Genomic DNA, 20,680 nt, shown 5'->3' on the forward strand with positions numbered 1-20,680 from the left:
GTCTCCCACGGTCTGTACTGGTCAGAGTCAGATGACGAGCTTTAGTCCCACCCACCCCTTCAAGTCTAAACATACAAGCGAGCCTGCTCGCGATGAGGCCGGAACCGTCAGCGAAGATTCAAACCTTCGGCATCGTCGCCACCATCGACGGCCGCTGGCTCACCTCGAAATACCAGGCCGCCAGCTGGGGATTCGCCTCGCGCCATTGCAGATCCGGATGGCGCAGGTCGAGGTAACCCAGCGCACACGCCACGCTGATCGCCGCCACATCGAAATGGCTGGTCAGCTCGGCAATCGCGTCCTTCTCCAACAGCGCCAGTGCGCGACGAATCTTGTCGCGCTGGCCATCGAGCCATTCGTCCCACTGTTTTTCGGGGGCGCGCAGGACCACTTCATAACGAACCACCACCGACGCGTCCATGATCCCGTCGGCCAGCGAGGCCAGGGTCAAACGGCGCCAGCGGGCCGAACCGTCGCGGGGGATCAGCGGGTTGCCGACGTGTTGATGATCGAGGTAATCGAGGATCACCCGGCTGTCATGGATGACGTTGCCGTCGGCCAGGCGCAGGGCCGGGATCTTGCCCAGCGGGTTGTCCTCGTTGAGCGCCTGATCCGGGCTTACCGGTGTGAGCACGCAGTCTTGCAGCGCCACGCGGTCGGTCTGACCGGTTTCGTGCAGCAGCACCATGACTTTGCGGACGAAGGGCGATAACGAATTGTGGAACAGGGTCATGCTGGGGGCGGACATGGCAGCGTCTCGGAGTTGGGCAGTGCTGGGCAGCATAGCGCGTTCAAGAGATTGCTCAAGATCGTGGGGGCGAGCCTGCTCGCGAAGAGGTCGTTTACATTCAGCACCCCTGTTGAATGTCAGGCCGCCATCGCGAGCAGGCTCGCTCCCACAAGGATCAGCGGCGTTGCAGCAGGCCGCGCAGGGCCAGGACGGCAGGGACGCCCAGGCCAAGCCAGCTCAAGGCATCCCACACGCCGTCGCCCAGCAACGCGGCGAACAACCCCGCGGCACTGAGCAGCGCGATCACGGTGGGCGTGGCGAAGACCTTCCAGAAGTTCGACTGTCGTGGCCTCATGCTTGAGCCTCCGCTTGCTCGAGCGCAGGTTTCGCCGCCTTGCGCCGCACTACCCACAGATAAACCCCGCTGCCCAGCACGACGATGGTCAGCCCATCCAGAGTCGCCCAGAGGATTTTCATCGGCATGCCACCGTAATCACCAAAGTGCAGGGGTTGCGACATGCCCATGGCGTCCATGTACCACGGTCGTTCCGCCACTGCCGTGACTTGCAGGGTGCTGGCGTCAATCAACACCGGGGTCAGCAGGTGCGAAGTCAGGTGGGTGCTGCCTTTCATGAACACGGCGTAATGGTGTTCGCTGGAAAACCGCGTGCCGGGGAAGGCGATGAAATCGGGTTGCATGCCCGGCGCGACTTCCTTGGCGATGTCGAGCAAACGAGTCGCCGGCGCCAATTGCGTCAGCGGTGGCGCATCGCGATACGGCGCGATCATCGTGCTCAAGGCATCGTTACGCCACGCGGCAATCAGCAGGTCGGCGCAGGCACTGATCACGCCGGTGACACCGACCACCAGCGCCCAGGTCAGGGTGACCACGCCGATCAGGTTATGCAGGTCGAGCCAGCGCAGGCGAGTGGATTTGTCCTGGCGCACGCTGGCGAATTTCAAGCGGCGCATGAACGGCAGGTACAGCACCGTCCCGGAAATGATGGCCACGACAAACATCAGCCCCATGAACGCCAGCAACAACTTGCCCGGCAGACCGGCGAACATGTCCACGTGCAGGCGCAGCATCACCATCATGAAACCGCCGTTGGCCGACGGCATCTCCAGCGCTTCGCCGGTGCGGGCGTCGAGCATGAAGGTGTGCGACGAATTGGGCTCGGTACCGGCGGTGGCCGCCATGATGGCGATCGCAGCGTTGGGCTCTTCTTCGTCGAAGCCGAAATACTGCATGACTTCGCCGGGGCGATGTTTTTCCGCCGCCTGCACCAACTGCTGCAAATTCAGCTGCGGGGTGTCCGCCGGCATTTGCTTCAACTCGGCGGCATCGCCCAGCAGGTGGTCGATCTCGTGGTGGAAGATCAACGGCAGGCCGGTCAGCGCCAGCATCAGCAGGAACACGGTGCAGATCAGGCTGGTCCAGGTGTGGATGAACGACCAGCGGCGAATTGTTTTACTTTTCATTTGATGGCCTTCAGAAATACCAAAGCCGTCCCCGAAGGACGGCTTGGTCTTGGAGCGTTCAGCTCAGGCATTTACCACTTGTAAGTTGCACTGGCGACGACACTGCGCTGGTCGCCGTAGTAGCAGTAGAAACTGTCACAGGTGGAGATGTAGTCCTTGTCCAGCAGGTTGGTGGCGTTCAGTGCCAGGGACGCGCCTTTCAGGCTGTTGTCCAGGCGGCCGAGGTCGTAATGGACCGCCGCGTCGAACACGGTGTAGGCGTCGGCCTTGCCCAGCCAGGTGTTGCCCTGATCGCCGTAGGTGTTGCCGGTGTAGCGAGCGCCGGCACCAATGCCGAAGCCGTCCAGTACGCCGGCGTGCCAGGTGTAATCGGCCCACAGCGAAGCCTGTTGGTTGGGCATCAATTGCAGACGATTGCCCTTGTAGTCGCCTTTCTGCACTTCGGATTTGGCCAAGGTGTAGGCCGCGATGATTTTCAGGTTTTCGGTGACGTCGGATACCGCTTCCAGCTCCAGGCCCCTGACCTTCACTTCGCCAGTCTGGCTGGTGATCGGTGTGGCGCCGACGGTGGTGGTGACCGAAACGTTTTTCTGGGTCAGGTCATACACCGCTGCGCTGAGCAGGGTGTTGCTGCCCGGTGGCTGGTACTTGATGCCCAATTCCCACTGCTTGCCTTCGGTCGGCTTGAACGATTCGGTGCTGGAGGCTGATGCGCCGGTGGTGGGTTGGAAGGATTCGGCGTAAGACAGATACGGCACAAAGCCGGAGTCAAACACATAGCTGATCGCCGCGTTGCCGCTGAAGGCTTTGTCGCGCTGGGTGTTGGTGGCATCGCCCTTGTTGAAAAACTCGGTGCTGGTGTGGACCCAATCCTCACGTCCGCCGACGGTCAGGCGCCATTGGTCGAGGGCCATTTGATCCTGCACGTACAGGCCGGTCTGGTAGGTCTTCTGGTTGTAGTCGTAGAACGCGGTGGAGCGCGGTGGACGAACGATGGGCTGGCCATAGATCGGGTTGTTGACGTTGGTGGTCAGCCCGTCGCCGAAAATCGAGGTGTAGTTGGTGTTGCTGCGCTGGTGGTCGAGACCCAGCAGCAGGGTGTGACGGACATCGCCGGTGGCGAAATCGGCCTGGAAATTGTTATCCACGGCGAACTGGCTGATGTCTTCATCGACGATGGTGCTGGTGCGCCCGACGTTGCCTTCGTTATCCACCTGGGTGAACGGATACGAGCCGACAGTGAGCCCCTGGAACGACAGATCGGATTTGGTGTAACGCAGGTTCTGCTTGAACTGCCAGACGTCGTTCAAGCGATGTTCGAACGCATAGCCCAGAGCGTAGTAGGTGCGGTCGTAGTATTCCCAGTCCGGGTCGCCGAGATTCTTATGATGGGAAACCTTGCCGAACGGCATGTCGATCTTGGTGCCCTGCACCGGCAGGAACTGGCTGGTGATGCCGGTATCGTCGCGGGTGAATTGCGTGAGCAGGGTGAAGCGGGTGTCTTCGTCGATGTTCCAGGTCAGGCTTGGCGCGATGTTGTAGCGCTTGTTGTCGACGTGATCGATCTGCGTGCCGCTGTCGCGCACCACGCCGCTCAGGCTATAGAGGAACTGGCCTTCGTCATCAATTTTGCCGGTGCTGGCGAAGTTGATCTGGCGCTGGTTGTCGCTGCCGTATTGCAGCTGGATCTCGTGGCTGTCTTCAGCGCTTGGACGGCGGCTGACCATGTCCAGCAAGCCACCCGGCGGGGTCTGGCCGTAGACCGACGACGCCGGGCCGCGCAGCAGGGCGAGGCGATCGAGGTTCCAGGTTTCCTGTTTCGGGTTGGCGTAGGTGCCTTTCGGCAGCGGCAGGCCATCGAGGAACTGGGTCGGCTCAAAGCCCCGGACCCGCAGCCAGTCGGCACGGGTGTCGCTGCCGTAGCTGCTGGCGACGATGCCGGGCATGTAGCGCACGGCGTCATCGAGGTTCTGCACATTGCGATCTTCCATTTGCTGGCGAGTGGCGACCGATATCGAGCGCGGCGCTTCGACCAGCGCGGTGTCGGTCTTGCTGCCGGCGGCGGTGCGCGTGGCGACGTAGCCTTCCACCGGGCCCCAGGCGCTTTCAGTGTTTTGGACACCGATGACGGCGGTTTCCGGCAGGGCCAGCGTCCCCTCGGGAATGGCGGCCAGGCTGTAGGTGCCGGCGCTGCTTTGCTCCAGTTGCAGACCGGTGCCGCGCAAGGCTTCACGCAGGGCGCTGGCGGCGTCGTACTGGCCCTTGACCGGCGCTGAGGTCTTGCCCGCGGCCAGCGAAGGGTTCAACGACAGCGCGAGGCCCGCCTGGCTGGCGATCTGGTTCAGCGTGCTGGCCAATGGCGCGGCCGGCAGGTTGTAGGCGCGAACGCTGGACGCCTGTTCAGCCGCAATCAGCTGACTGCTGGCCAGCGGGGCGCAAAGGGCAATGGCGATGGCCAGCAAGCTGGGGCGTAACAAGGTGTCTAGCGAACGGGACATACAGCGGCTCCTGAATGGAAATATTTCTCAATTGCCTAGGAGCCGAATGAGAATCCCAAAGTGATAGGGCTGGATGAAAATAATTTCGATTCAGTAAGTGAGCGCTGAAAGATGGTTGGATCTACCCGGTTTTCGTGGGGAGGCTGATGGCCCCTTCGCGAGCAGGCTCGCTCCCACTTTTGACCGCGATCCCCTGTGGGAGCGAGCCTGCTCGCGAAGGCGATCGACCTGTTGAAAAAAATTCAGGGCTTGGCTTCGGCCTTCGCCACCGTCACCCACCACGGCGTGTGCTGTTCGATCTGCACGGGCAAGGTCGGCAGCAGCGCGCTTAGCGCCTTGTCGGTGTCGTGCAGGGGGAAGCTACCGGTGATCCGCAGGTCAGCCACCTCCGGCGCAACGCCCAAATGCCCCCGTCGATATCGACCGAGTTCGTGCACCAGGTCTTCCAGTCGTGTGTTGTCCACCACCAGCATGCCGCGGGTCCAGGCATCGGCGCCGAGGTTCAGCGCGACGATTGGGCCCAGGCCATTGCTGCGCATCAGCACTTGCTGGCCTTCACGCAGGATCTGCTCTTCAGGGCTCGACTGCGGATGGGCGGCCACTGCGGACTGCAACACGCTCAGTCGCGTGCCGTCGTCCTCGCGCTTGACCAGGAACCGCGTACCCAGCGCGCGCAGGCTGCCTTCACGGGTTTCGACGATAAACGGTCGAGCGTCGCCATGACCGGTTTCGACGAGAATTTCCCCTTCCTGAAGGATGATCAGCCGCTGCTTCTCGTCAAAACGCACGTCCACCGCGCTGTGGGTGTTGAGGTTGATCAGCGTGCCGTCGCTCAGGCGCAGGGTGCGCTGCTCGCCGGTGGCGGTGCGCTGGTCGGCCAGCCAATAGTCGATGGGCAAATGACGATCACCGACGAACAGCGCCAAGCCGATTACTGCGACGACGCTGGCCAGGCCACTGCCGAGCTTGCGCACCCGTCGGCGAATGCTTTCGCGCGATTGCAATAACGCCGTGCGCGCCGGGCCGCTGGCGACGCTGAAACGCTGGTCGAGCATGCCCAGCTGGCGCCAGGCCCGCGCGTGTTCCTCGTGGGCGGCGTGCCATTTGGTGAACTCTTCGCGCTCCACCGGGCTGCCGGAATCCAGGGATAATTGCCAGGCAATCGCGGCGTCCAGCACTTGGGCTGATACCGGTTTGGAACTGGCCGGGCTCATACCGGCTCACCGTACAGCGCGATGTAGCACTGACGAATGCCTTGTGCCAGGTATTGGCGAACCCGAGGCACTGACACGCCCAGACGCTCGGCGATTTGCGCATGGCCGAGGCCGTCGAGGCGGTTATAGAGAAACGCCGCCCGGGCCTTGCTGGAAAGCTTGCCAAGCAGGCGGTCGATGTTTTTCAGGTCTTCGAGGATCAGCTGCTGTTCTTCCACCGACGGTTGTTCGCCTTCGGGGATCAGCATCAATTCGGTGAGGTAGGCCTGTTCCAGCGCTGCGCGACGGAAATAATCGAACAGCAAGCCCTTGGCGATCGCCACCAGAAACGCCCGCGGTTCACGAGGCTCCTTCAGCTCATCACGGCCGAGCAGGCGCATGAAGGTGTCCTGACTCAGGTCTTCGGCTCGTTGTGGGCAGGCCACATTGCGTCGCAGCCAGGCCAATAGCCAACCGCGATGGTCGCGATACAACGCACCAACGAGCTCACTTTGGGGGCTTTGGACTGACGACACGCAGCATCACCGATTGGGAAGTGTTAACTAACGAGAATTGTTCGCGATTGTGGCAGAGGCGGGGGAGGTAAGCAATTGGCCACTGGTCAGGTGGTTTTTGATGGGGAGTCTTCAGGTGGACCGCGTTGTCGTGCTTCGCGGGCAAGCCTCGCTCCTACAGGATGTCGTCGTTCCACAGATCAACACAAAACCTGTAGGAGCGAGGCTTGCCCGCGAAGGCGTCAGAACGGCGCCGCAGATTTAGAAGGACGGCGCCCGCTGCCGGCGTTTCCACTGACTCACCCGCTGCTGCAAATTCAACGGGCTATGAATCTGCTGCTGCCGCGCCCGGCTGAACAGAATCAACGCCAGCTCCGCGGTGGCCAACGCATCGGCGCTGGCGTTGTGGCGTTCGAAGACTTCCAGCTTGAACCAGTCGATCCAGTCATCGAGCCCGGCATCGCGAATGTGAGCCTGAGGACACAGCAACGGTGCGATGTCCGCCACATCCAGAAACGTATTCTGCAATTTGTAGCCCAGATGCTCTTTCAGCGAACGCCCCAGCATGTGTTGATCAAACGGCGCATGAAACGCCAGCACCGGGCTGTCTCTGACGAACTCCATAAATTCGACCAGTGCCTGAGCCGGATCGCTGCCAGCGGCAATCGCGCTAGGCCCCAGACCATGAATCAATACGCTGGGCCCTACCTTCATATCGGCGCATTGCAGCGTGCGTTCGAACTGCTGGCTGAAATCGATCGCTCCGTCTTCGATCACCACCGCGCCGATGGACAACACCCGGTCCTTGTTCAGGTTCAGCCCGGTGGTTTCCAGGTCGAGCACCACCCAGCGCTGCTCGCGCAGGCTGCATTCACTCAGATCGGCCGCCGAGGGTAAGCGTTGCAGACGTAGCTGGAGTTCAGTGGTCAGGCTTGGGCCTGCCGGACGCAGCCATGAAAACAGGCTCATAGCTGATACCGCAGGGCCAGGCTGCTTTGCAGGCGTTGAGCCTGGCGCAGGGACTCACGCAGGATCCGTCGGTCCAGATGATTGAGGCTGTCAGGATCGACCCGGTTGGAGTAGGGCAGGTTCTCCCGAGTCTGTAGCTGATGTTGCTGCATGCGGGTTTGCTGGATGAAGTGGTAGGCCTCTTCATACGCGGCGCCGTCGAGCCGTTCGATGACCTCTTTGGCCACCAGTTCGCGAAAGCGCTCCAGGGTATTGTTGGACTCGATGCCATGGGCCAGGGCCAGCAATCGGGCGCCATCGACGAAAGGCGTCAGCCCCTGGACCTTCAGATCCAGCGTGGCTTTCTCGCCATTCTTGCGCGCCAGCACGAACTCACGGAAACGCCCGACCGGAGGGCGGTTGCGCAAGGCGTTCTCGGCCATCATCCGCTGGAACAACCGGTTGTCATTCACCTGATCGAGAATTCCCCGACGCAGCTGCTCGCAACCTTGTTCGTCGCCCCAGACCACCCGCAGGTCGAAATAAATGCTCGATCCCAGCAGGTTCTCCGGCGTCGCCTCACGAATAAACGCCGCAAAACGCCGCGCCCATTCGGCCCGGGACAAACACAGTTCAGGGTTGCCGGCCATGATGTTGCCCTTGCACAGCGTGAAGCCGCAGAGTGCCAGGCTCTGGTTGATCTGCTGGGCAATCGGCAGCAATTTGCCGCGAATTTCGGCGGCATGCGCCGCGTCCCGGGCTTCGAAAAGAATGCCGTTGTCCTGATCGGTGTGCAGCGTCTGTTCGCGGCGACCTTCGCTGCCGAAGCACAGCCAACTGAATGGAATCCCAGGGTCGCCTTTTTCGGCGAGGGTCAGTTCGATCACCCGGCACACGGTGTGATCGTTGAGCAAGGTGATGATGTGGGTGATCTGGGTCGAGGAGGCACCGTGCGCCAGCATGCGTTCGACCAGTTGGCCGATCTCGCCGCGCAGCGCCACCAGGTTTTCCACTTTCTGGGCGCTGCGAATAGTCCGCGCCAAATGGACGAGGTCCACCCGTTGCAGGGAAAACAGGTCGCGCTCGGACACCACGCCGCACAGACGATGGTCCTTCACCAGGCAGACGTGGGCGATGTGCCGTTCGGTCATGGCGATCGCTGCATCGAAGGCGCTGTGGTCCGGCGACAGGAAAAACGGCGCCTGGGTCATGTGGCGTTCGATCGCTTCGTTGAAGTCGTCAGTGCCGTCGGCCACCACATGGCGCAGGTCGCGCAGGGTAAAAATGCCCAGCGGGGCTTTGCGCTCGTCGACAATCACGATGCTGCCGACCTGTTGCTCATGCATCAGGGTCACGGCTTCACGCAATGGCGTGGCGGGGCTGCAAGTCACCGGATGGCGCATGGCCAATTCGCCCAGTCGCGTGTTCAGCGAATATTGAGTACCGAGGGTTTCCACGGCTTTTTGCTGGACTTGCTGATTGACCTGATCCAGCAGGCTGCTGACACCGCGCAGGGCGAAGTCGCGAAACGTGGTGGAAAGGGCGAACAACTTGATGAACGCCAGCTTGTTGAGCTGAAGGCAAAAGGTGTCTTCGGCCGCCAGGTGTTCGGTGCGGGTCGCCCGTTCGCCCAGCAGCGCGGCGAGGGGGAAACACTCGCCGGTGGTGATTTCGAAGGTGGTTTCGGTGCCGCCCTTGGCCGTATGCGGGCGCTCACCCACAACCCGTCCTTGTTTGACGATGTAGAAATGCTCGACCGGCCCGTCGGCCGGTTTGATGATGCTTTCGCCGGGCGCATAAAAACGCAGCTGACATTGTTCAACCAGGTACGCCAGGTGCGCGTGTTCCATTTGATTGAAGGGCGGGAATCGCTGAAGGAATTGCAAAGTGCCCTGAATGTTCTGCAACACCGCGGTTTTCCCTGCCTGTGTAAAGGCGTCCTCTCTACTCATAACCATTACCGCAGTCTTTTTTGAATTGTTGTCGGATGACTACCCCCATGGTCGGCTCGTACATGCAGGGTGCCCATTGGACGTAAGTCTAGGTCGGGGCGTGCAGGCTTCGGAAGTTAGGAAATGTCTGACGCAAATGCAGGAAAAACCTCCTACATTGGCTATAGGAAAAGTTTCCGACGAAGTGCACATTGAAGGTCTACTTAGCGATGTCTGACGAAAGTGCTAGGGGATTGAATTGAAAACGTAGAGAAAGCCATGTCCGACCACGATATTTTGAGTGATGCCGAGCGCGAGGCGCTGAGTGCCGTCATGCTCGAACCCGATTTACCGGCGCAGCGGGTGCTGATCGTTGACGACGATAAAGACTCGCGTGAGCTGTTGTCGGAGATTCTTGCGTTGGACGGTATTCGTTGCATGACCGCCGCCAGTGGCGAAACCGCACTCAAAATGCTGGACGAGAAACCCTCGATCGGCCTGGTGATTACCGATCTGCGCATGGGACACATCAATGGCCTGGACCTGATCCGCCAGGTTCGCCAGTCGGAAAGGGCGGCCATGCCGATCATCATCGTTTCCGGCGACGCCGATGTACAAGACGCGATTGCTGCAATGCACTTGAGCGTGGTCGACTTCCTGCTCAAACCTGTCAATACCGGCAAGCTGTTGGCGCTGGTCAAGCATGAGTTGGGAATGGATGCACCGGAATCTGAAATAAAAAGGCCCTGATCTTTCGATCAGGGCCTTTTTTTGTCCGGCGTCAGTGCTCAGTTACAGGCCATTGGCAGCCTTGAACTCGCGACGACGACGGTGCAGGACCGGCTCGGTGTAGCCGTTTGGCTGCTTCGTGCCTTCAACCACCAGTTCGACCGCCGCCTGGAAGGCGATGTTGCTGTCGAAGTTCGGTGCCAGCGGACGATACAGCGCGTCGTTGGCGTTCTGGCGGTCAACCACCGGCGCCATGCGCTTGAGGCTTTCCATGACCTGGTCATGTGTGACGATGCCATGACGCAGCCAGTTGGCGATGTGCTGGCTGGAAATCCGCAACGTCGCACGGTCTTCCATCAGGCCGATGTCGTTGATGTCCGGCACCTTCGAGCAACCCACGCCCTGATCGATCCAGCGCACCACGTAACCGAGAATGCCCTGGGCGTTGTTGTCCAGTTCGTTCTTGATCTGTTCCGCAGTCCACTGCGGGTTCACCGCCAGCGGGATGGTCAGGATGTCGTCAACCGACGCGCGGGCACGTTTGGCCAGTTCGGCCTGACGGGCGAACACGTCGACCTTGTGGTAATGCAGCGCGTGCAACGCAGCGGCAGTCGGCGATGGAACCCAGGCGGTGTTGGCGCCGGCCAGCGGGTGAGCGATTTTCTGTTCGAGCATCGCCGCCATCAGGTCGGGCATCGCCCACATGCCTTTACCGATCTGGGCGCGACCTTGCAGGCCGGTGCTCAAACCGATATCGACGTTCCAGTTCTCGTAGGCGCCGATCCACTTCTCGGCCTTCATGTCCGCCTTGCGCACCATCGGGCCGGCTTCCATGGAGGTATGGATTTCGTCGCCCGTGCGGTCGAGGAAACCGGTGTTGATGAACACCACGCGCTCGCTCGCAGCTTTGATGCAGGCCTTGAGGTTGACCGTTGTGCGGCGCTCCTCGTCCATGATCCCGACTTTCAGCGTGTTGCGCGGCAGACCGAGGACTTCTTCGATGCGACCGAACAGCTCGTTGGTGAACGCGGCTTCTTCCGGGCCGTGCATTTTCGGCTTCACGATATAGACCGAACCTGTGCGGCTGTTCTTGCGCGAGTTGTTGCCGTTGAGGCTGTGGATCGCTGCCAGACTGGTGATCAAGCCGTCGAGAATGCCTTCCGGCACTTCGTTGCCGTCCTTGTCGAGGATCGCGTCGATGGTCATCAGGTGACCGACGTTGCGCACGAACAACAGCGAACGACCGTGCAGGCTCAGTTCCTTACCGTCGACACCGGTGTAGGTGCGATCAGCGTTCATGGTACGGGTAAAGGTCTGACCGCCTTTAGAGACCTCTTCCGACAGGTCGCCCTTCATCAGGCCGAGCCAGTTGCGGTAGATCACCACTTTGTCATCGGCATCGACAGCGGCGACGGAGTCTTCGCAGTCCATGATGGTGGTCAGCGCAGCTTCCATCAGGATGTCTTTGATACCGGCAGCGTCGGTCTGGCCGACCGGGGTGCTGGCATCGACCTGGATTTCGAAGTGCAGGCCATTGTTTTTCAGCAGGATTGCAGTCGGTGCGGCTGTATCGCCGTGGAAACCGATCAGCTGTGCATCGTTGCGCAGGCCGGTGTTGCTGCCGCCTTTGAGGGCGACGACCAGTTTGCCGTCAACGATCTTGTAGCCGGTGGAATCGACGTGAGTGCCGGCCGCCAGGGGCGCGGCTTCGTCGAGGAAGGCTCGGGCGAAGGCGATGACCTTGTCGCCGCGAACCTTGTTGTAGCCTTTGCCTTTCTCCGCGCCGTCAGCTTCGCTGATGGCATCGGTGCCGTAGAGCGCGTCATACAGCGAACCCCAACGGGCGTTCGAGGCATTGAGCGCGAAACGGGCATTCATCACCGGAACCACAAGCTGTGGACCGGCCATGCGGGCGATTTCGTCATCGACGTTTTGCGTCGTTGCCTGGAAATCAGCCGCTTCTGGCAGCAGATAACCGATGTCTTGCAAGAAGGCTTTATAGGCCACAGCGTCGTGTGGTTGACCGGCACGGGATTGGTGCCAGCCATCGATACGAGCCTGGAAATCATCGCGTTTGGCGAGTAGGGCTTTGTTCTTCGGCGCCAGGTCATGGATGACCTTGTCGGCACCGGCCCAGAACTTATCGGCGGTGAGGCCGGTACCGGGAATGGCTTCGTTGTTCACGAAGTCGAACAGGACTTTGGCGACCTGCAGGCCACCGACTTGAACGTGTTCAGTCATTGCTTGCCTCACTCTGCTCAGCTATTTCGCTTTTCAGCTCTTCAAATTAACAATGAAGCCTCTGGCTATTTAAACCACAAACCCCTTCCACCAGTACATGCCATTTCGGGCGGCTGGGATGGAACCGATCAACGGCTTTGAGGCCTTGCTGACAGGGCTATCAGGGCTGCGAGTGTGCCTGTGGCAGACATCGATCCAACGTTATGTAGTGCGCGCTGCGGCATACTACATGATGAATTGCGCTTGTGAAAATTAGACTAATTACGTCGTTCTGCGACCCCATGACGCATTGCGGTCACGTCGGGGCACGGGATGTTCTCAAAAAACTATTGGATTGTTCCAGTTAAATATAAAAACTTGTACACGATTTATTGTTCGCGATGTTCTTCGCGGCGCTCCTTTCGCGTGCAAGCCTCGCTCCTGCAGGGGGCGGCTCCTTCTAGGGGCGAGGCTTGCCCGCGAAGGCGTCCGCCGATTCAACGCCGTAACAACCCTTGCCTATACTTCTTTTTCTATAACAAAAGAGGGCTGCGCCATGGACCACCTCGTACTCACCGTTTTCGCTCCGGACAAGCCAGGGCAGGTCGAGCGCATTGCCCAATGCATTGCCGAGCATGGCGGCAACTGGCTGGAGAGCCGCATGTCGCGCATGGCCGGGCAGTTCGCCGGGATTCTTCGGGTGGGCGTGCCGGCCGAGGCTTACGATGAGCTGGTCGATGCCCTGAAGGCGTTGTCCGCACACGGTATTCGCGTGCTGATCGCCGAAAGCGGCATTGAGCAATCCTGCACCTGGAAACCGATTGCCATGGAGTTGGTGGGCAATGACCGCCCGGGGATTGTCCGTGACATCACTCGCCTGCTGAGTGAGCAAGGGGTGAGCCTGGAGCGTCTGGTGACCGAAGTGCGTCCGGCACCGATGAGCAGCGAGCCGTTGTTTCACGCCGAAGCGATCCTGGCGGTGCCGCTGACCTTATCGCTGGATGTCTTGCAGTCGCGCCTGGAAACCCTGGCCGACGATCTGATGGTGGAATTGGTGCTGCGCAGTGAACCCTGACCGGGTTATCCAAGTTAAACGTGCACCTGCCTGTGGATAACCTGTAGAGACAGCCCGCCAGCCCACGCCGGCCGGGCTTCTTCTAGATCTGATCAAAAAACCATCAGTTTCAACAAGTTGCGCACAAACGGCGGGGATCACGCTGTGGATAACCTTGGGAAGGATCACTGCAGGCCACGAAGGACGTGGCTCGCAGAGGTTTGTGTGTTTTTTGATCAGCTGCGGCGGCGAAGACTGATCACCGCATCGACGCTGTAAACCGCCAGACCTGCCCAGATAAAGATAAACGCGACCAGCGTGCTGGAAGACAAATGCTCGCCAAACAACAGCACGGCTTGCAACAGCACCAGCGTCGGCGCCAGGTACTGGAGGAAACCCAGCGTCGTGTAGGGCAGATGCCGTGCGGCGGCGTTGAAACACACCAGCGGCACCAGCGTCACTGGCCCGGCCGCCACCAGCCACCAGGCTTCGGATGTGGTCCAGAACTCGGGCTGAGCGCTTGTGGCCGTCTGATTGAACAGCAGCCAGGCAATGGCAATCGGCACCAGCATCCAGGTTTCCACCACCAGGCCGGGCAGCGCCTTGACTGGTGCCTGCTTGCGGATCAAACCGTAGAAGCCGAACGTCAGCGCCAACACCAGCGACACCCACGGCAAGCTGCCGACTTGCCACACCTGCTGCGCCACGCCGATGGCCGCCAGGCCCACCGCGATCCACTGCATGCGCCGCAGCCGCTCACCGAGGATCAACATCCCCAGCAGCACGTTTACCAGAGGGTTGATGTAGTAACCGAGACTGGCCTCAAGCATGCGCCCGTTGTTCACCGACCAGACGTAGGTCAGCCAGTTGGCCGCAATCAGCGTGCCGCTCAGGGCCAGGACCGCCAGGCGTTTCGGGTTATCCCGCAGTTCCTGCCACCATCCCGGGTGTTTCCAGACCATCAGCAACAAGCCGCCGAACAGCGCCGACCACAGCACACGGTGAATGATGATCTCCACGGCCGGCACGCTGGCGATGGCTTTGAAATAGATCGGGAACAGGCCCCAGATGATGTAGGCACTCAGGCCCAAGATGTACCCGCGACGCGGGTTGGCAGCTTGCATGCAGAATCCTTGCTTAGGCAGCTAACAAAGAGGGGATTGTATAGATGTGTTGTATTTTTTGTAGGAGCGAGGCTTGCCCGCGAAGAACGATATCGCGGTCTGCCTGAAATACCGCGATATCGTTCTTCGCGGGCAAGCCTCGCTCCTACAGGGGATCTGGTTGTCAGAAGAGCTTCAACGGTTCTTCGTTGAGAGCAGATAATTGCTCGCGCAACGCCAACACCTGATCACCCCAATACCGCTCGCTGCCAAACCACGGAAAACTGTGCGGGAACGCCGGGTCGTCCCAGCGGCGGGCGAGCCAGGCGCTGTAGTGCATCAGGCGCAAGGCGCGCAGCGGTTCGATCAGCGCGAGTTCCCGTGGGTCGAAGTCGTGGAATTCGTTGTAGCCGTCCATCAGTTCCGACAGTTGAACGAGACATTCCTGGCGATCCCCCGCCAGCATCATCCAGATGTCCTGCACCGCCGGGCCCATGCGACAGTCGTCGAGGTCGACGATGTGGAACATTTCGTCGCGGCACATCATGTTGCCGGGGTGGCAATCGCCGTGCATGCGGATGTTCTTGTGCGGGGTGGCCTTGTAGACCTCCTCCACGCGCTTGAGCAGGTCGCGGGCCACGGACTCGTAGGCCGGCAGCAGGCTCTTGGGGACGAAATTGCCTTCGAGCAGGGTGGTCAGCGAATCGTGACCAAAGTTCTTCACGCCCAGCGCTTCACGGTGTTCGAACGGCTTGGTGGCGCCGACGGCGTGCAGCCTGCCGAGCAACTGACCCAGTCGATACAGCTGATCAAGATTGCCCGGCTCCGGCGCACGGCCACCACGGCGGGGGAACAGGGTGAAACGAAACCCGGCGTGTTCATGCAGGCTGACGCCGTTGTGAATCATCGGCGCCACTACCGGCACGTCGCACTCGGCGAGTTCGAAAGTGAACTGGTGTTCTTCGAGAATCGCTTCGTTGGTCCAGCGTTGTGGGCGGTAGAACTTGGCGATCAGCGGCTCGGAGTCTTCGATGCCGACTTGATAGACGCGGTTCTCGTAGCTGTTGAGCGCCAGGATGCGTGCGTCGCTGAGAAAGCCGATGCTTTCGACGGCATCGAGCACGAGGTCTGGGGTGAGGGTTGCAAACGGGTGGGCCATGCTGACTCCTGCGCGCAGCAGGCTGCCGCGTCCGGCCAAGCATGGTAGCGCAGACGGGGCGTCTTTAGTGTTAAGGCTTGAGATGAGTGGTGTTGCCATCGCTAGCAGGCTAGCTCCCACAGGGGATTTGCGGTGTGTCGCAGATCCCGTGTGGGAGCTAGCCTGCTAGCGATGGGGCCCGATCAGGCGCCGACGATCCCGCCATCTTCACGCGTGATAGCCATCACCGAAGACCGCGGCTTGCCATTCGGCAGATGCTCCGGGAACGTCGAGCCCCCGTTCTCTCCAGGGTGCTGGATCCCGACAAACAGCGTCTTCTGATCCGGCGAGAAGCTGATCCCCGTGACCTCGCAACCAACCGGCCCGACCATGAACCGACGAATCTCCCCGGTCACCGGATCGGCACACAGCATCTGGTTGTTGCCCATGCCGGCGAAGTCGCCTGCATTACTCGAATCGCCATCGGTGAGAATCCACAACCGCCCGGCCTTGTCGAAGCCCAGGCCATCCGGGCTGTTGAACATGTTCTGTGGCGTGATGTTCGACGAACCGCCCTTCGGCGTGCCAGCGTGGACGCCCGGGTTGCCGGCGACCACAAACAGGTCCCAGGCAAAGCTTTTGGAACCGTGATCGTCACGATCAGTGCGCCAGCGCAGAATCTGCCCGTAGACGTTTTTCTCGCGCGGGTTCGGCCCGCCCACCGGTTGGCCGTCCTCGCCACGCTTGGCGTTGTTAGTCAACGTGCAATAGACCTGGCCATCCTTGGGGCTGACGACGATCCATTCCGGACGGTCCATGCGCGTGGCCTTCACCACGCTGGCCGCGAGGCGCGCGTGAATCAGCACTTCGGCCTGATCGGCAAAACCGCTGCTGGCGTCGATCCCGTTTTTACCGTGGGTCAGTTCGATCCATTCGCCCTGGCCTTTCGGATGATCGGCGTTGCTGTCGCCCGCATCGAAGCGCGCCACGTACAAGGTGCCGTGGTCCAGCAGGTCGCGGTTGGCCTTGGGGTTCTTGTGGTTGATTTTGTCGCGGCTGACGAACTTGTAGATGAACTCGCCGCGTTCGTCGTCGCCCATGTACACCACGGCGTGACCGTCATGGGTTTCAGCCAGCGCAGCGTTTTCATGTTTGAAGCGGCCCAGCGCAGTTCGTTTGACCGGCGTCGATTGCGGATCGAACGGGTCGATTTCCACGACCCAGCCGTGACGGTTGAGCTCGTTCGGATTTTTCGCCAGGTCGAACCGCTCATCGTGTTGATGCCAGTTGATCTCTTTGCTGGCCGCCACTGCGCCATAACGCTTCTGCGCGGCATCGAACTTCTGCTCGGCATTGCTGCTGCCGAAGCAATCGGTGAAGTTCTCTTCGCAGGTCAGGTATGTGCCCCACGGCGTCATGCCGTTGGCGCAGTTCTGGAAGGTGCCGAGGACATGCTTGCCCTGCGGGTCAGCGCTGGTTTTCACCAGTGCGTGGCCGGCAGCCGGGCCGCTGAGGCTGATCGGTGCGTTGCCGTGAATGCGTCGGTTGTAGCGCGAGCCCTGGACGAACGCCCATTGGCCGTTCTTGCGTTGCACTTCGATCACCGACACGCCTTCGCAGGCCAGAGCCTTGCGCACCTCTTCGGCCGATTGCGGCATGCCGCCGTGCGGGTAGAGGTAGCGATAGTTGGTGTATTCGTTGTTGATTGCCATCAGCGCCCGGTCTTTTTCGCCGGGAAATTCGAACAGGCTCATGCCGTCGTTGTTGTCACCGAACTGGACTTCCTGTTGCTCGGCGGTGCCGTTACCGCTAGGGTCAAATCTCGGACCGTTTTTTTGCAATGGCTGGCCCCAGCTGATCAGTACCGAAGACTTGTAGCCCGGCGGCAGGGTGATTGCGTCGCTGGTGGCGGCGGGGATGCTGTCAAAACCCAACAATTTGCTGGAGCCTGCGCTGACACTCGCGGCCAATACGCTGCGGCTCAGCAGGTTGCCACCGAGGAACATGGCCGCACCGCAGAGGGCGCCGGCGCTGATGAAACCGCGACGGCTGAGGCCGACCATTTTCTCGAGGTCGGTGGACTGGTTTTCTTCTAATAGGCTCACATCAGGCTCCCTGCTGGTTTTGCAGCCACCTTAAAGAGCAATGATGAAACTTTTGTTTCAGAGCGGTGTGCCGAGCAAGACGTTGGACGGCGCGAACTGCACCCGCACCGGTTTGTCGGTGGCAAGCCCCTGGCCCCTCAGGTGCTGCGGCTCGGCCAGGGCGCAGAGTGTCTGGCCATTGGGCAGGCCGATGCGCACTTCGCTGGGGCCGTCTGGGGCGTCGAGTATTTCTTCGATGATGCCATTCAGAAAGTTGCTACCCGGTGTCGCTTGTTGATCGATGCCCAGTAACTCCAGCCAACCGGCCTTGATCAGGGCCACGACTTCGGTGCCGGTCTCCAGCTCCAGGCGCAGGGTACTGTCGTGCGTGATCTGCGCATCGAGGGTCAAGCCTTCGGCCAGTTCAAGACGGACCCGGTCGTTGTGCCCCTGGTTGTCGATCGCCACGACCTTGCCGTGCAATTGATTGCGCGCGCTGGTTCTGAGCATCAGTCGACCGAGCAGGTCCAGGTCGCTGGCATCTTCGGCGGCTTCCAACACCTGGGCCTGCAAGGTTTGCAGTTTTTGATAAAGGCGCAGCACTCGCTGGCCTTCACTTGAAAGTTTGGCGCCACCACCGCCCTTGCCGCCGACGCTGCGCTCCACGAGCGGTTTTTGCGCTAGGTTGTTCAGCTCATCGATAGCGTCCCACGCCGCCTTGTAACTCAGTCCCGCGCTTTTCGCGGCGCGGGTGATCGAGCCCTGTTCGGCAATATGTTGCAGCAACGCGATGCGCTGCGGGCGACGGACAATGTGCTGGGACAACAAGGTGGGCAAGGACATGGTGAGGCGCTTTGGGCTGTGGTGATGGGGAGGACGTTGGCGGCTGGAAGTCTGGGAGTCAAGTCAGCCCACGTCCTTGTGGGAGCGAGCTTGCTCGCGATGCGTCCATCACAGTCACCGTTGATGTGTCTGATACACCGCCATCGCGAGCAGGCTCGCTCCCACAGGTTTTGTGCATGGCGTTACGTCAGGCTGCGTCGCCGGGTTTGGGCGTGCGGGCCAGGCAATAAACATCTACCCGAGCCGCGCCCGCGTCCATCAACAGGCGAGCCAGGGCCTGAGCCGTGGCGCCGGTGGTCAGCACGTCGTCCACAATTGCCAGGTGCCGCCCTTTGACCGGCGCATCGGCCGTCAGGGCAAACGCATTGCGCAGGTTCTTTTTGCGAGCGTCGGCATTCAGGTCCTGTTGCGCGCTGGTGTCCTGAATCCTCAGCAGCAGTTGTTCATCGCAAGGGATGTCGAGGCTGCTACTGAGCCAGTGGGCGAGCATCGCGGCCTGGTTGAAACCCCGTTGACGCAGGCGTTTTGCAGCCAGCGGAACGGGGACCAGAACGTCGGGCCGATTAAGGTCCTCATCGAAGCGATGTTGCAGGAACTGCGCGAGAAGTTCGCCGAGCAGGCGGCCAAACGGCCACTTGGCGCTGTGCTTGAAGCGCGTGATCAATGTGTCCACCGGAAAGCTGTACGTCCAGGGCGCGGCGACCCGCTCGAAAGCCGGCGGCAGTTTTAAACATGGGCCACACGTCAGGCCTGACGCAGGCAAGGGCAGCGCGCAGGTCTGGCAGTGATCGCCCAGCCAGGGCAGGTCGGTTTCACAGGCCATGCAGATCGGCCTGACGTCCTCGGTGGCTTCACTGCAGAGCAAACAGTGTTGGTTATTATTTAACCAGATGTAAACCGGTCCAACGTATCGTGGTTGACAGCGCATCACTCTTCCTTAAATATGCCGAACATCCGTGTCGCGTCTGTGGGTATTCCCTTCCCCAGTCGCTTGCCAAGCATAAACAAGGAAACGCCCATGAGCGCCAGCACCTCTGCCACCCTGCGTCATGACTGGTCTTTGGCCGAAGTCAAAGCACTCTTCGTTCAGCCATTCAACGACCTGTTGTTCCAGGCGCAAACGGTGCACCGCGCGCATTTCGACGCCAACCGCGTCCAGGTTTCCACCCTGCTGTCGATCAAGACCGGCGCCTGCCCGGAAGATTGCAAATATTGTCCGCAGTCCGGTCACTACAACACCGGCCTGGAAAAAGAAAAGCTGATGGAAGTGCAGAAGGTCCTCGAAGAGGCCGCTCGCGCCAAGGCCATCGGTTCGACCCGTTTCTGCATGGGCGCGGCGTGGAAACACCCGTCGGCCAAAGACATGCCTTACGTGCTGGAAATGGTCAAAGGCGTGAAAGCCATGGGCCTGGAAACCTGCATGACCCTGGGTCGCCTGGATCAGGACCAGACCGTTGCGCTGGCCGACGCCGGCCTCGATTACTACAACCACAACCTCGACACCTCGCCGGAGTTCTACGGCAGCATCATCACCACCCGCACTTACAGCGAGCGCCTGCAAACCCTGGCTTACGTGCGTGAATCGGGGATGAAGATCTGCTCCGGCGGCATCCTCGGCATGGGCGAGTCCCTCGATGACCGCGCCAATCTGCTGATCCAGCTGGCCAACCTGCCCGAGCATCCAGAGTCGGTGCCAATCAACATGCTGGTGAAAGTCGCCGGTACGCCGCTGGAAAACGCCGAGGACATCGACCCGTTCGACTTCATCCGCATGCTCGCCGTCGCGCGCATCCTGATGCCGCAATCCCACGTGCGTCTGTCCGCTGGCCGCGAAGCGATGAACGAGCAGATGCAGGCCCTGGCGTTCTTCGCCGGTGCCAACTCGATTTTCTACGGCGAAAAACTGCTGACCACCGCCAACCCGCAGGCCGACAAGGACATGCAACTGTTCTCGCGCCTGGGGATCCTGCCGGAAGCGCGCGAAGAGCACGCGGACGAAGTGCATCAGGCCGCGATCGAACAAGCGTTGGTTGAGCAGAAGAGCAGCGAGCAGTTCTATAACGCGGCTGTTTGACGCTCCACTGATCCTTCTGAAGGAATGCAAAACCCTGTAGGAGCGAGCCTGCTCGCGAAGAGGCATTCACATTCAACATACATGTTGGTTGTTCGATGGCTTTCGCGAGCAGGCTCGCTCCCACAGGTACTGCGATCG

At 60.7% G+C, this 20,680-nt stretch carries 17 protein-coding genes; 3 read left to right on the forward strand and 14 right to left on the reverse strand.

What is annotated here, in order from left to right; translation table 11 throughout:
* Window positions 1–118 precede the first annotated feature (118 nt).
* The 8 genes from FBY01_RS24805 to FBY01_RS24840 form a co-directional block, all read right to left on the reverse strand.
* The gene (locus tag FBY01_RS24805) at window positions 119–748 is read right to left on the reverse strand and encodes a glutathione S-transferase (protein ID WP_077747449.1); all 630 of its coding nucleotides are present in this window, start codon (window positions 746–748) and stop codon (window positions 119–121) included.
* 157 nt (window positions 749–905) lie between these two features.
* Window positions 906–1,085: a hypothetical protein gene (locus FBY01_RS24810; RefSeq protein ID WP_010467072.1), complete on the reverse strand. Its 180-nt coding sequence runs from the start codon at window positions 1,083–1,085 to the stop codon at window positions 906–908.
* Window positions 1,082–2,212, reverse strand: coding sequence for a PepSY domain-containing protein (locus tag FBY01_RS24815; RefSeq protein WP_145309930.1), 1,131 nt, complete (start codon window positions 2,210–2,212; stop codon window positions 1,082–1,084). The genes FBY01_RS24810 and FBY01_RS24815 overlap by 4 nt, the downstream gene beginning before the upstream one ends.
* A 71-nt stretch (window positions 2,213–2,283) precedes the next feature.
* Window positions 2,284–4,710 carry a TonB-dependent siderophore receptor gene (locus FBY01_RS24820; RefSeq protein WP_145309932.1) on the reverse strand — a complete coding sequence of 809 codons (2,427 nt, stop codon included), beginning with the start codon at window positions 4,708–4,710 and terminating at the stop codon, window positions 2,284–2,286.
* Between the two features lie 242 nt (window positions 4,711–4,952).
* A complete protein-coding gene (locus FBY01_RS24825; protein ID WP_010467080.1) occupies window positions 4,953–5,924 on the reverse strand; it encodes a FecR domain-containing protein in 972 nt (323 codons plus the stop codon).
* A complete protein-coding gene (locus FBY01_RS24830; RefSeq protein WP_010467082.1) occupies window positions 5,921–6,439 on the reverse strand; it encodes an RNA polymerase sigma factor in 519 nt (172 codons plus the stop codon). The genes FBY01_RS24825 and FBY01_RS24830 overlap by 4 nt, the downstream gene beginning before the upstream one ends.
* A 240-nt stretch (window positions 6,440–6,679) precedes the next feature.
* A complete protein-coding gene (locus FBY01_RS24835; RefSeq protein WP_145309934.1) occupies window positions 6,680–7,387 on the reverse strand; it encodes a PolC-type DNA polymerase III in 708 nt (235 codons plus the stop codon).
* The gene (locus FBY01_RS24840; RefSeq protein ID WP_042932509.1) at window positions 7,384–9,324 is read right to left on the reverse strand and encodes a putative nucleotidyltransferase substrate binding domain-containing protein; all 1,941 of its coding nucleotides are present in this window, start codon (window positions 9,322–9,324) and stop codon (window positions 7,384–7,386) included. The genes FBY01_RS24835 and FBY01_RS24840 overlap by 4 nt, the downstream gene beginning before the upstream one ends.
* Window positions 9,325–9,576: 252 nt before the next feature.
* Here FBY01_RS24840 and FBY01_RS24845 point away from each other — a divergent pair, with 252 nt between their 5' ends.
* Window positions 9,577–10,047 (forward strand): response regulator, encoded by a 471-nt coding sequence (locus tag FBY01_RS24845; protein ID WP_145309936.1) that lies wholly within the window; start codon window positions 9,577–9,579, stop codon window positions 10,045–10,047.
* 42 nt (window positions 10,048–10,089) lie between these two features.
* Here the strand turns inward: FBY01_RS24845 and FBY01_RS24850 are convergent, their stop codons facing one another.
* A complete protein-coding gene (locus FBY01_RS24850) occupies window positions 10,090–12,267 on the reverse strand; it encodes a malate synthase G (RefSeq protein WP_010467089.1) in 2,178 nt (725 codons plus the stop codon).
* A 535-nt stretch (window positions 12,268–12,802) separates the two neighbouring features.
* Here FBY01_RS24850 and FBY01_RS24855 point away from each other — a divergent pair.
* The gene (locus FBY01_RS24855; protein WP_010467092.1) at window positions 12,803–13,321 is read left to right on the forward strand and encodes a glycine cleavage system protein R; all 519 of its coding nucleotides are present in this window, start codon (window positions 12,803–12,805) and stop codon (window positions 13,319–13,321) included.
* A 215-nt stretch (window positions 13,322–13,536) separates the two neighbouring features.
* Here FBY01_RS24855 and rarD read toward each other — a convergent pair whose 3' ends face one another.
* From rarD to FBY01_RS24880, 5 genes are all read right to left on the reverse strand, one after another.
* A complete protein-coding gene (gene rarD / locus FBY01_RS24860; protein WP_010467094.1) occupies window positions 13,537–14,424 on the reverse strand; it encodes an EamA family transporter RarD in 888 nt (295 codons plus the stop codon).
* A gap of 163 nt (window positions 14,425–14,587) precedes the next feature.
* Window positions 14,588–15,562, reverse strand: a complete 975-nt coding sequence (locus tag FBY01_RS24865) for a serine/threonine protein kinase (protein ID WP_077747291.1) — start codon at window positions 15,560–15,562, stop codon at window positions 14,588–14,590.
* Window positions 15,563–15,744: 182 nt separating this feature from the next.
* Window positions 15,745–17,646: a PhoX family phosphatase gene (locus tag FBY01_RS24870; protein WP_145309938.1), complete on the reverse strand. Its 1,902-nt coding sequence runs from the start codon at window positions 17,644–17,646 to the stop codon at window positions 15,745–15,747.
* Between the two features lie 57 nt (window positions 17,647–17,703).
* Window positions 17,704–18,468: a TOBE domain-containing protein gene (locus tag FBY01_RS24875; protein WP_145309940.1), complete on the reverse strand. Its 765-nt coding sequence runs from the start codon at window positions 18,466–18,468 to the stop codon at window positions 17,704–17,706.
* A gap of 187 nt (window positions 18,469–18,655) precedes the next feature.
* Window positions 18,656–19,396 (reverse strand): ComF family protein, encoded by a 741-nt coding sequence (locus FBY01_RS24880; RefSeq protein ID WP_042932511.1) that lies wholly within the window; start codon window positions 19,394–19,396, stop codon window positions 18,656–18,658.
* Window positions 19,397–19,486: 90 nt separating this feature from the next.
* On the opposite strand from FBY01_RS24880, the gene bioB reads away from it, so the two are divergent.
* Complete coding sequence (bioB, locus tag FBY01_RS24885; protein WP_010467114.1) at window positions 19,487–20,542, forward strand: biotin synthase BioB; 1,056 nt, start codon at window positions 19,487–19,489, stop codon at window positions 20,540–20,542.
* Window positions 20,543–20,680 lie beyond the last annotated feature (138 nt).

Source organism: Pseudomonas sp. SJZ077 (assembly GCF_007993905.1).
In the GTDB taxonomy this organism is placed as follows: domain Bacteria; phylum Pseudomonadota; class Gammaproteobacteria; order Pseudomonadales; family Pseudomonadaceae; genus Aquipseudomonas; species Aquipseudomonas mandelii.